Genomic DNA, 12445 nt, shown 5'->3' with positions numbered 1-12445 from the left:
ATCAGCAAAATCAAAACAAAAAAGCTGCTTCAAAATTGAAACAGCTTTTATATTTTAAATCGTAATTAAAATTAGAATTTAATTACAGATTTCATTCTTTCGTTTTCTTCCATTACCAATTCGTCATCTACAAGAATTTTTCCTGAATGCTCATCAATAATGATTTTCTTTCTCTGAGCGATTTCCATCTGCTTTTGAGGTGGAATCGTAAAGAATGATCCTTTTGGAGCTCCTCTTTCAAGACCTACTACTGCAAGACCGTTGATAGAGTTTGTTCTGATTCTGTTGTAAGAAGCCAATAATCTGTCATCGATTTTTGCTGCATAATCTTTAGACTGCTCTAATAGATATTCTTCTTCTTTCTGAGTTTCAGAGATAAGACCTTCTAGCTCTTCTTTCTTGAATTTTAAGTGATTTTTTAAATCGTTGATTTTCGCGTTTAATTCACTTAATGTTTCATTTTTATGAGCAATCTTAACTCCGAATTCTTTGATTCTTTTTTCAGAAAGCTGAATTTCAAGATCCTGATATTCAATCTCTTTTCCTAATGCTTCAAACTCTTTATTGTTTCTTACATTATCTTGCTGAGACTTGTATTTTTCAATTAAAGTTTTTGCATGGTTGATTACCTCATGCTTTGTTTTAATCTGATCATCCTGATCTTTAATGTCTGCATGAAATTTATCTGCTCTTTTTTCAAGACCTTCGATCTCAATCTCAAGATCCTCTACTTCGATTGGCAATTCTCCTCTTGTATTTCGGATCTCGTCCAATCTAGAATCAATGATCTGCAAATCGTATAAAGCTCTTAACTTCTCTTCAACTGGAATATCGTTGGTTTTTGCCATATCTTAAATGAAATAATTTACCGGGTTTGTTTTCTCAATAGATTTTAAGATTGCAAATGTACTAAATTTTTGTGAAAAAATTTCAAATAATTGTTGAGTCACAAATTGTTCTGATTCAAAATGTCCTATATCACAAATCAGCATTTTTGATTCTGCCAGGAAAAAATCGTGATATTTTACGTCTCCTGTTAAATAAGCATCACATTTTTTGGATATTGCCGATCGTATTCCACTTGCTCCGGAACCTCCCAAGACCCCTACTCTTTTAATTTTTTTATTATTGAAATCTGAATGACGGATCATTTCCAGATTAAATTTTTCTTTCACAAATTGCAAGAAATCCTTTTCATCCATTGGCTCTTCAAAATCTCCATACATTCCCAATCCTGAATGATGATTCTCATTATCCAAAGTATAGATTTGATACGCCACTTCTTCATAAGGATGAGCAGTTTTCATTGCTGCTACAATCTGACCTTGTTTATAGTCTTCAAAAATGACAGAAATCATATCCTCATCAGCATTTTCTCTGATATTTTGCTGCCCTGAAAACGGGTTTGAACCTTCTACAGGCCTAAAGGTACCGTTTCCGTTGATTGAAAAGCTGCACTCATCATAAAACCCTATATTTCCTGCTCCGGCTGAAAAAAGGGCTTCTTTTACTTTTTCAGAATAGTCTGTCGGAACAAAAACCGTTAATTGTTTTAAGTTATTTTTTTTAGGCTGAAGAATTTTCAAGTCTTTTAATCCTAATTGATTGCAAATTCCTGCATTTACTCCAAGGAAATCATTATCCCAAGCTGTATGAATGGCATAAATGGCAATTTTATTTTCAATAGCTTTTAAAACAGCTCTTTCTACATAGTTTTTGCCCGTTAATGATTTCAATCCTGAAAAAATAATGGGATGAAAACATACAATTAAATTGCAGTTTTTATCTATCGCTTCTTCCACTACATTCTCCAGCGCATCATGACAAACCAGAATCCCGGAAACCTCACGATCCGGAACACCGCATAACAATCCCACATTATCAAAATCTTCTGCCTGATTGATTTGTATTCTTTCTTCAATTTTTGAAATTACAGTTCTTAGCTTCATTAAGTAAATTTTGTTGTTCAACGAAGATATTAATTTTAATAGACTAAAATGAAGTTGTAGCTTATAAATACAAATTTACATTCCTGATAAAAATGAATTTTATAAAAATTACTACAGCGTCAATACTTTCCTACAAAAAGCCGGTTTTCTTTCGAAAACCGGCTCAATACAAACACTTAAAATATATTTGAAACTAATCTTTAAATAAGGATACTCTGGTAAAAGATTCTACAACTGCCGTACAGGTTGTATCTGATTGCATAGACATCAGATATCCTCTTCCAGGGTTCAAACTATCTGCATCTGCAATGGTATAGAAATAGAATGTAAGAACATTCCCTGTTCCACTGGAACCCGCTGGAAGCAGTTGGATTGAAGTAATTTCAAACCCTGAATCAGGATTTCTAAAAGTCGCTTTTACAGATCCTGAAGAATTGGACCCCGGAGTTACCGTAGCAATCAATCTCCATACATGAACCTGCCCATAAATTTCATTTTCACGCCACTTATTTGTTGCGGCCGTATAAATATTGGCTGTTACACCAGGGAACGGAACTGTCGTTTCCGGCCAGCTTGTGGTTGGACTTGGAGCAAACACCAATGGTGTTGCATAGGTTACGGTAACTGCTGCACCGTAAGTATTACCTGAGGGATTTAAACTAAGAGAGGGTTTTACATTTGCGTTTCCAGAATTGATCTTAACGACACCGTCGTTACCAGCCTGAGAATTTGTGGGAACAAATAGCTGTTTCCAAAGCGTACCGTCCCAGAATTGAAACCCCATCGCTGTGGTGTTAAAAATCAAGGTTCCTACGGTAAGATTTGCATTGACAACACCAGTAGGCGGTATTGTTAAAGGATCATTATCTGCAAGATTCGCATTTCTTTCTGTGTCTGAAAGACGAGGTATAAGAATCCCCTTCTGATTAGAAGTAATATCCAACACTGTCGCTCCGTTGGGAGACGTAGTATTAATCCCAACCTGAGCATATATAATACTACATATGAATATTGGAATAAAAGAAGTTAATAATTTTCTCATGATATTAGGTTTTGTTGAATAAAAGTACAAACTATACCCTAAAATATATTAAAAAATAAATTTTTATTTTAAGTATTTTATTCGTATTTTACCTAATATAACGATTTGAAAATCATATAATTACAACAAATAACTCACCTATTTTCGATTAAAAAAATTTTAACATTTTAAAAAATCTTTTAACAGTCGAATCTTTGCTTTATATTTGATAGAAATTATTAACTTTCTTGTGAAATAACAGCCTAAATGGAAAGAGAACACAATCTTATTCCCGAAGACATTCTTTGGAAAAGATTCCTTTATCGAATAATTTATCGTGCCGATACCAAGCTCGGAAAACTGTTCGATATCATATTATTATCATTAATTTTAATAAGTACTGCCATCATCATGATGGAAAGTGTACCTCAACTGGATAAAAAATTCCACTATACCTTTCTCGTCTTTGAATGGATTATTTCATTGCTTTTTACCGCTGAATACTGGTCCAGAATTGCAGTAATAAAAAATAAAAAGCAATATGTTTTTAGTTTCTTCGGAATTATTGATTTTTTGGCGCTTGTTCCGTTTTATCTAAGCTTTTTCTTTCCCATAACCAAGTATTTCCTCATATTCAGAATGCTGAGAATGTTAAGAATTTTTAGAATTTTTAATCTTCTGGATTTCATGAACGATGGTTATCTTATTGTAAAAGCTTTAAAAAACAGTTCCCGGAAGATCTATATTTTCCTTTTATTCCTGATCATTTTTTCAGTAATTGTCGGTTCCTTAATGTTTATGGTGGAAGGTGGAAGACCGGGTTTTGAAACCATTCCACAATCTATTTACTGGGCAGTGGTAACGGTAACTACCGTCGGATACGGAGACGTCTCTCCTATTACGCCTATGGGAAAATTCTTTGCTGTAATTTTAATGCTGGCCGGTTATTCCATTATCGCTGTTCCTACAGGGATTGTAACCGCCGAAATGCGTAATAAAAGACAAAATCTGGAAAAGATCTGTGAGCAATGCGGAAATGATGATATTGATGATGATGCCAGATACTGTAAACAGTGTGGCAAGAAATTAGCTTAGGTTACTATATCATTCAATCTATTAACCAAATACCACAAAGTCATGGAACCAAAAAAGAAAAATAAACCCAACAGTTTAGTCATTATTCTTTTTGCATTGATTGTATTAATGATTATCATCTATTTCATTCTCGTGATGTTTTTCCCCACTGTTTTTGACCTTATGAACACCGGGAAAATTCAGCCTGTGCCTAATAAATAACATTCTATTAAAATAAAAAAGAAGCTTTCCAAAATGGAAAGCTTCTTTTTTTTCAATGCATTTAATACTATAAAAAAAACAGGAACTGATTACTCAATTCCTGTTAAACATAAATTTTATCTTTTTATTGCTTTAATTGTTTGTTTAGATCCATCTTTCATATTCAGAACCACTAAATACATTCCTGAATTCAGATCTCCTAAATGAAGTGTTGAATCTGGCTTATCAAATGTTTTCACCAATCTACCTGAAATATCCATTATAGAGATAGATTTTACATTATTGACATCTGAAATATTCAATATGTCGGCAAATGGGTTTGGAGAAACTTTTACTTCTTCTTTACCAGAAGTTTCAGAAGTACCTAGACAACCAGCAGAGCTTACAGTCGCTGTAACCATTTGTCTAGCAGACTCACATCCTGTACGTATCTTCCAATCGTAAAAATAATAATAACTTGTTGAAGTAGCATTAGCTGAACAACAATTTCCATTAGTAATAGAGACAATTCCCGGCAATGTTAAAGGATAAGTTCCCCAACTACTACCCGATTCTCTGATAAGCCCGGTTACACTACCCGTTTTTGTCATCATCATCAACTTGTAGTTACTTCCTGGAGCAACTATAAAGTTCAAAGGGACAAATGTTTTCACAGGTGTTGCACTACCTGTTAAGTTTACAGTAATAGATTGAAGCGTTGTTGCAGGAGAAACACTTCCATCCTGTAATGCAATAGTTACTGTACCTGCACCTGTTCCTGTAGGATAAACATATACACCTTCCAGCGTGAAACCAGCTATAGCATTAAAGAACAACCCTGCTTCTAATGTATAATTAGAGGTAGACACTGCATTTGCAAAGCCAACAGATCCATTTGTTCCAGTTGCAGCCGATACCCAATAATTAGTCGTAGCTGCTAAAGCTGGTGTCGTATATGAATTGCCTGTTGCCAAGACAGCACCTCCTGTTGAGGCGTTATACCAATTAATTGTCGCCCCTGCATCCGTAGTTGCAGACAGCGTTGCCGTTGCTCCCGGACAAACTGTTGCCCCTGTAGCAGACAACACAACCGGTGGCTGACATAAGGTTACAAATAATGCAGGCCCTGTCCAAACACTTCTATCCGTACCTATACATGCAGATCTCACCCAAACATAATAGACAGTAGAAGGTAACAATCCACCTATTGTAGCAGTTGTTGTTGTAGACGTAGTTGAGTTTGTTGAATTTAAAACTGTACTTGAAGTAGGAGCCGTACTTGATGTACTATAATACACCTCATATCCAGTAGCCGGAGCTGTTGAAGGAGCTGTCCAAGACACGCCACCTCCTGATGATGTTATTGCTGCACTCGTAACTGTTAATGCAGTAGGCTCTATACAACTAGCTATTGTTGTAAAACTTCTTATTGTACAAGGTGTAGCCGGAGCCGCTGTTGTAGCCGTATAACCCGTTACAGAATAATAATAGGTCGTAAAATAATTTAAAGCAGCTGGAAAAGTATAAGTTGTTACGTTTCCTAAATCAATATCATTTAAAATATCTGTTCCTCCAGAAGTAGTTCCGACTCTTAGTTTATATCCTGTTACACCAGTTATTGCTGTCCAAGTAATGGTAGGCGTTACACTTTGACCTGTTGCACTTGCTGCAGGAGCAGTAACTGTAGGACAAAGACCAAGCGTAGTAAAGTTTGCAGAACTAGACCAAGCTCCCTTATCTGTTCCATTACAATTTGCTCTCACCCAATAATAATATTGTGTCGAAGGAGCTAATCCTGATAAGTTTGCTGTAATTACACCAGCTGCAGTTGACCCTGATGGTGTTACATTATTTGCTGGAGTAGTAGATGATGTATTGTAATAATACTCATATCCATTTGCAGGAGGCGCTGTGGATGCCGTCCAACTAATTGTTGCTGTATTCGGAGTTATTGCAGAAGAAGCAAGTCCTGTAACCGTACTCGCACAATTTGCTACCGTTGTAAAACTTCCTGCAGCTACATATCCACTACCTGTTCCCGCTAAATTTGGTATATGAGAGTATATAGATTGCGCAGTTCCATTCAAAGCCTGAACCTGAACCTGATAAGTAGTGTTTTGATCCAAACCTGTCAATGAAGCAGTAGCAGCAGCAACAGGATTTCCACTAAAATTAGTCCAATCACAGTTTCCAATAATTCTATACTGAACATTGTAAGTTGTTGCACCAGTAGGAGCTGTCCAGCTTAAAGTTGCACCATTATTAGTAACCGCAGTTGTCGCAGCAAAAGTTCTTACCGGTAATTGAGTCCCCGGAGTCCAGGAATACTTCAATCCCGCAGGTATTTTAACATTCACATTGGTTGTTCCAGAAAATAATAAACTGCTATTATTTGCACTTCCAGTAACCACTTTAGACCAATCACAAGTTGTTCCTGCCGGTATATTACCATTCATAAGTGAATTTACATTGGTTGCATAGGTTGTGCTATTTCCTCTTATCCCCACTTGAGGAGCTGTTCCTGATGTGCTTACCGTTCCCGGATCTGTACAGGTTCCATATATTATATTTATCTGTCCCGTTGCATAGACCAATCGGATTTGAAAATTCAATTTTTCTGTAGATCTATTAAAATAGTTTGCATGATCCTGCCATTGAACAACAAATTCAGTTCCTAAATCCTCATATCTAACTTCATGATTTCCTGGAGGCTGCGTAGCATCCGAAGATGAAAAACCTCCATCCTGAGCAAAAGCAGCAATCGCTCCGGTTGTTGAACCCAAAGTTGATAAAGGTGTATAGTTCGTACCCGTAGGTGCAGCACCAAAAGCTATATAACCATTTGCACTCACATAGCATGTTGTCATAGCAACACCACCAAAAGTAAAAGGAGAGGACAAAGTAATTGCTGCCGAAATTTCATTATCATATGTAGTGTTCGTTCCTGTTGGGAATAATTTTGTTCCTCCAGTAATTGGCGTATAGGTATTGCCTGTGCTTTTAGAAAAAGCGTAATTGGCAACATCAATTTGTGCAGTTACTCCTATTCCTAAGATCAACATACACATGAGTAAAAGTTTTTTCATGCTTATTAAATATTATTGCAGTAAAAATACGAAACAATCAATATAATTTTACTTAAAATTAACATTTTATTGAATATTTTTTAACAAATAAATAATTTTATTGAAAATAAAATTACAATTTTTCAATTTTAAATAAAATATCATAATTCAGAGACTTATTTTTAAAACATTAATTTTCAGATAATTACACATATACAATAATTCCAACAAAAAGGAATATTTTAAAAACTTTTTTTACAAATAAAAAATTAAAGAGTGACTTAAAAAGCCACTCTTTAATTTCTATATTACAATTTCTTAATTCAAATAAAACTCATATTTATTAAGAAGCTGAATTTCTTTAATCAGATCACCATTAAGGTTGACCGAATGCTTCATCGACTGCACCTCAAGATGTTCTGTATTCAAATCATCATCAATATTCTTAATATAAAATTTCAGTTTCTGATTCCCTTGATTTCGTTCGAGAACTGTCCTGAAGAAACTAAGATCTTCCGGTCGGAAATCCATCACATCCATCACCAAAGAAATACTTTTAGCAAATCTTTCAAAAGCTTCCTGAAGCTCGATGACATCATTTACATTCACGAAAACCCTACCGTCTTTTACCTGGGCAAATTTTATTTTTAAAATAACAAATCGCTGTACCTCAAGCTTTTCTTTCAATTTCATATAATCACGATCTCCCAGTCTGAAAGAATAGGATCCCGAATAATCTTCCAACGTAACAAATGCAACCTTTTCACCACTCCTGAAACCATCTTTCACCACATATTCAGTGATTAAACCGGCAACAGTATACTCTTTTCCGCCACCACCGTTTTCTCTTTCTTTTTGGAGGGTTTTCCAGTCTTTTTTCTTTTCTTCAAACAATTCTTCCTGCTTATTGGCAAATGCCTGTTCTTTATAAGCATCTACCTCATCGAGATTTAAGAAATGGAAAACACCTTTTGGTTCTGCTTTTTTTGTTACTTCTTCAATCATTTCCTCTTCTTCACCTGCCACAATATCATCAGAAACAATTTCTATTAAATCTGCCGTTTCATCCACAGAATCCTGTTCCAACACCGGAGCTTCATCTACTACAACCTTTGCTTCCTCATCTTTTTCCAAAACATTTTTCTTAGAAAGACTTCCTTGAATAAACTGAAACTGATATTTAAATTCATCCAGTGGATGCGCAGAAAGATAGAAACCAATGATTTCCTTTTCCTTATTTAATTTATGCATGTTTGGCCATTCCGGACAAGGAGCCAATTTCGGCTGCTCGATCTGAACTTCCTCGGCAAAATCTGCAAAAAGAGAATTTTCCATCTCGTTTTTACTTTCCTGAAAACTTTGTCCGTATCTGATCAATCGTTCCAGATTGGTTCTCCCTGCCATATCAATATCAAAATACTGACCTCGGTGGAAAGCATCCAATTCGTCGAAAGCTCCTGCCAACACCAAACTTTCCGCAACTCTTTTATTCATCTGAGAAGGTAAAATCCTTTCAAAGAAATCATAAATATTTTTAAACCTTCCGTTTTCTCTTTCTCTTGTGATCGCCTCACTCGGACCTTCACCAATTCCCTTAATCGCTCCCAAACCAAAACGGATCTGACCTTTTTCGTTTACCGAGAATTTATATTGAGATTCGTTTACATCCGGACCTAAAACATCAACTCCGATACTTTTACAATCCTCCATGAACATGGTAATTGAATCCGTATTGTTAATGTTATTACTCATCACACTCGCCATATATTCTGCCGGATAATTAGCTTTCAAAAACGCCGTCTGATAAGCAATAAATGCATAACAAGTGGAGTGAGATTTGTTGAAGGCATATTCTGCAAAGGCTTTCCAGTCGTTCCAGATTTTTTCTAATCGTTCTTCATCAAGATTATTTTTTCTTCCACCTTCAATGAACTTCGGATACATTTTATTCAGAACGTCGATTTGCTTCTTACCCATCGCTTTTCTCAACGTATCGGCTTCACCTTTTGTAAAGTTGGCTAATTTCTGAGACAGCAACATTACCTGCTCCTGATAAACGGTAATTCCGTAAGTTTCCTTTAAATATTCCTCAGTTTCCGGTAAATCGTAAACAATTTCCTCGATTCCGTGTTTTCTGTTGATAAAGTTTGGAATATATTTAATTGGTCCCGGTCGATAAAGGGCGTTCATCGCAATAAGATCGGCAAAAACCGTCGGCTTAAGCTCCCTCATATACTTTTGCATTCCCGGACTTTCATATTGGAAAATCCCAACCGTTCTTCCTTCTTTAAATAATTGATAAGTCTTCGCATCATCAAGCGGAATTAAATCCGGATCAATGTCTAAACCATATCTTGCTTTAACTAGTTTTAAAGCATCTTTAATAATTGTCAAAGTTCTAAGACCCAGGAAGTCCATCTTCAAAAGACCCGCACTTTCTGCCACCGAGTTATCAAACTGAGACACCAAAATATCGGCATCTTTTGCTGCAATCGTTACCGGAACCAGATTACTCACATCTTCCGGCGTAATAATGACACCGCAGGCATGAATTCCTGTATTTCGAATACAGCCTTCCATCTTTTTAGCACTTGACAAAACTCCGTGACGTGCATCATCCGGTGTATTAAGAACATACTTCATCTCATCGACAAGCATTTGTTCTTCAGGTTTTAGCTTATCATATTTAGATAAAGCTTTTGCAATGTTCATCCCCGGACTCGGAGGAATTAGTTTTGCTATATTATTGGTATCAGGAATGGGAACATCCAATACTCTTCCTGCATCTTTGATCGCAGATTTCCCCCCTAAAACCGAGTAGGTAATAATCTGAGCCACCTGAGTTTTACCATATTTTTCAACTACCCATTTGATGATTTTATCTCGACCTTCATCATCAAAGTCGATATCGATATCGGGCATCGAAACCCTTTCAGGATTCAGGAATCTCTCAAAAAGGAGATCATATTTAATTGGGTCAACATTGGTAATTCCAATACAGTATGCTACTGCTGAACCTGCCGCCGAACCACGACCAGGACCAACCCAAACACCCATTTTTCGGGCCTCGTTACAGAAATCCTGAACGATCAAGAAGTAACCTGGGTAACCTGTATTAGCAACTACTTCTAGCTCAAAATCAAGACGTTCTTTAATTTCGGGAGTAATTCCGGTTGCTTCATATCTTTTTTTCGCACCTTCATAAGTTAAATACGTCAGATAAGCCATCTCCCCTCGTTTTCCTCCGTCAATATCATCTTCTGCATGAATAAATTGTTCCGGAATATCGAATTTTGGAAGGAGAACGTCTCTTTTTAAAGTGTATGGTTTAAATTTTGCTGTAAATTCTTCGTACGCTTCAAAAGCATCAGGATATGTTAAAAACGCTTCCTTAATTTCCTCTGAATTTTTAATATAATATTCTCCTGTTGCCAAACCTCTTCTCTTTCCAAAACCTTTTCCTACAGGTGTAGTCAGTTTTTCACCGTCCTTGATACAGCTTACAATATCCTGAATATTGGAATCGTCTTTATTGGAATAAAAAGTTTCGTTCTGTGCTAAGATTTTAACATTATATTTATCTGCAAAATGTAATAAAACATCATTTAAATGCTCTTCTTCTGGTAATTTATGATTTTGAATCTGAACATAAAAGTCATCCTCAAAAGTATCTTTCCACCATTTGAAAAGCTCCTCCCCTTTTTGTTCACCGGTATTTAAGATGGCATCAGGAATGTCTCCATTAATTCCGGAAGTTAAAGCAATGATCCCTTCTTTATATTCTGCAATCAATTCACGACTGATCCTTGGAACTCCGAAATAGAATCCTTTAAGAAACCCGATACTTGAAAGTTTCGCTAAATTTTTATACCCGTTAAAATCTTTCGCCAACAAAACAACCTGGGTTCTTCTATCCGGATCATCTTTCGTAAACTGTTTCTGTTCATAACGGTCTGATATATAAAATTCGCAGCCCACAACAGGAATTAACGGCTCAGAAACTGGTTCTTCTTCCTTAAACTCCTCTCCTTTTTCTTCTGCTTCCTGTTTTTTGGCTAAATACTCTTTATGTTTTTTTGCACGGTCACCATTTGCTCCTTCTACTGCAGAAACAAATTTGAAAGCCCCCATCATATTTCCCAAATCCACCATTCCTACGGCAGGGAAATTATCATCCGAAGCTTTTTTAATCAAATCATTAATGCTGGAAGTCGCCATTAATGTTGAGAAAACACTATGACTGTTGAAATTGAAATATTTACCTAAATCAATCTCATCAATACTACCAAAATCCTGCTGCTTTTTCTTATTATTAAAATCCGCAACCTGCCTTCTGATAACAATATTGAAGGGTTTTATTGGATCCGGGTAAAGTGTTTTAAAGTAAGCTAACTGATCTTCCGAAGTTTTCAAAACCTCAGCCGGAATCACCCCGATTCTCATCATTTCGAAGAAAACCTGAGCCGTTGCATTTACGTCGGCTGCAGCATTATGAGCTTCATCAAACTTATGACCGTATAATTTTTCGTACAATTCCTCCAATTTCGGAGGTTTGAACCTTCCTCCACGACCACCTCCAAGCTGACAAAAATCCGTACCTAAAATCATGGTATCGGCTCTTGGTTTCTCCTGAAGATTATCTTGTATATTTTTTCTGTAGAATTCGGCTCCGACGATGTTGTAATCAAACTCAACATTATGTCCGGAAACAACTCTTACTTTTTCTAAAACTTTGGCAAATTCATTTAAAATTTCTTCAAGATCACGACCTTCTTCATTCGCAATTTTTGTAGTGATTCCGTGAATTCTAGCCGCATTAAAGGGAATATCATACCCTTCAGGTTTTATAATATAATCCTGGTTTTCAATTAAAGTTCCGTCATCATCATGCAACTGCCACGCAATCTGAACCATTCTTGGCCAGTTATCAGAGTCTGAAAGCGGAGCGTTGAAATTCTTTGGTAAACCCGTGGTTTCTGTGTCAAAAACTAAATACATGTAACTTTTTTCTAGCTTTTAATTATAAAAGAGAATGTAAAGTTACTTCAATTTTTTATCTTTTGAAATTAGTTTTTATAAATCTCTCTGAATCACAATGTATATTTTTAGCAATCATATATCAGACTTATTCCTAA

At 35.9% G+C, this 12445-nt stretch carries 7 protein-coding genes; 2 read left to right on the top strand and 5 right to left on the bottom strand.

The genetic code is table 11. From position 1 onward, the window contains the following. Positions 1 to 71: 71 nt before the first annotated feature. From LV842_RS09060 to LV842_RS09050, 3 genes are all read right to left on the bottom strand, one after another. Positions 72 to 848, bottom strand: a complete 777-nt coding sequence (locus LV842_RS09060) for a zinc ribbon domain-containing protein (RefSeq protein WP_233111125.1) — start codon at positions 846 to 848, stop codon at positions 72 to 74. 3 nt (positions 849 to 851) lie between these two features. Next, positions 852 to 1949 carry a Nif3-like dinuclear metal center hexameric protein gene (locus tag LV842_RS09055; protein WP_233111124.1) on the bottom strand — a complete coding sequence of 366 codons (1098 nt, stop codon included), beginning with the start codon at positions 1947 to 1949 and terminating at the stop codon, positions 852 to 854. Between the two features lie 193 nt (positions 1950 to 2142). Next, a complete protein-coding gene (locus LV842_RS09050) occupies positions 2143 to 2991 on the bottom strand; it encodes a hypothetical protein (protein WP_233111123.1) in 849 nt (282 codons plus the stop codon). Between the two features lie 246 nt (positions 2992 to 3237). On the opposite strand from LV842_RS09050, the gene LV842_RS09045 reads away from it, so the two are divergent. Beyond that, positions 3238 to 4065 (top strand): ion transporter, encoded by an 828-nt coding sequence (locus tag LV842_RS09045; protein ID WP_233111122.1) that lies wholly within the window; start codon positions 3238 to 3240, stop codon positions 4063 to 4065. Between the two features lie 42 nt (positions 4066 to 4107). Then, positions 4108 to 4266, top strand: coding sequence for a hypothetical protein (locus tag LV842_RS09040; RefSeq protein ID WP_233111121.1), 159 nt, complete (start codon positions 4108 to 4110; stop codon positions 4264 to 4266). A gap of 116 nt (positions 4267 to 4382) precedes the next feature. Here the strand turns inward: LV842_RS09040 and LV842_RS09035 are convergent, their stop codons facing one another. Both LV842_RS09035 and dnaE read right to left on the bottom strand, forming a co-directional pair. Further along, on the bottom strand, positions 4383 to 7331 hold the full coding sequence (locus LV842_RS09035) for a fibronectin type III domain-containing protein (RefSeq protein WP_233111120.1): 2949 nt from the start codon (positions 7329 to 7331) through the stop codon (positions 4383 to 4385). A 297-nt stretch (positions 7332 to 7628) separates the two neighbouring features. Further along, positions 7629 to 12308, bottom strand: coding sequence for a DNA polymerase III subunit alpha (gene dnaE, locus LV842_RS09030; protein WP_233111119.1), 4680 nt, complete (start codon positions 12306 to 12308; stop codon positions 7629 to 7631). Positions 12309 to 12445: the final 137 nt, after the last annotated feature.

This window comes from Chryseobacterium gwangjuense (genome assembly GCF_021311115.1).
GTDB classification, from domain to species: domain Bacteria; phylum Bacteroidota; class Bacteroidia; order Flavobacteriales; family Weeksellaceae; genus Chryseobacterium; species Chryseobacterium gwangjuense.
Note: the sequence above shows the minus strand (reverse complement) of the source record. Positions and strands in the feature narration are given on the sequence as shown.

Excerpts from the sequence above, each read along its gene's own strand:
- LV842_RS09060 (WP_233111125.1), bottom strand. The coding sequence starts at position 848 with ATGGCAAAAACCAACGATATTCCAGTTGAAGAGAAGTTAAGAGCTTTA.
- LV842_RS09055 (WP_233111124.1), bottom strand. The coding sequence starts at position 1,949 with ATGAAGCTAAGAACTGTAATTTCAAAAATTGAAGAAAGAATACAAATC.
- LV842_RS09050 (WP_233111123.1), bottom strand. The coding sequence starts at position 2,991 with ATGAGAAAATTATTAACTTCTTTTATTCCAATATTCATATGTAGTATT.
- LV842_RS09045 (WP_233111122.1), top strand. The coding sequence starts at position 3,238 with ATGGAAAGAGAACACAATCTTATTCCCGAAGACATTCTTTGGAAAAGA.
- LV842_RS09040 (WP_233111121.1), top strand. The coding sequence starts at position 4,108 with ATGGAACCAAAAAAGAAAAATAAACCCAACAGTTTAGTCATTATTCTT.
- LV842_RS09035 (WP_233111120.1), bottom strand. The coding sequence starts at position 7,331 with ATGAAAAAACTTTTACTCATGTGTATGTTGATCTTAGGAATAGGAGTA.
- dnaE (WP_233111119.1), bottom strand. The coding sequence starts at position 12,308 with ATGTATTTAGTTTTTGACACAGAAACCACGGGTTTACCAAAGAATTTC.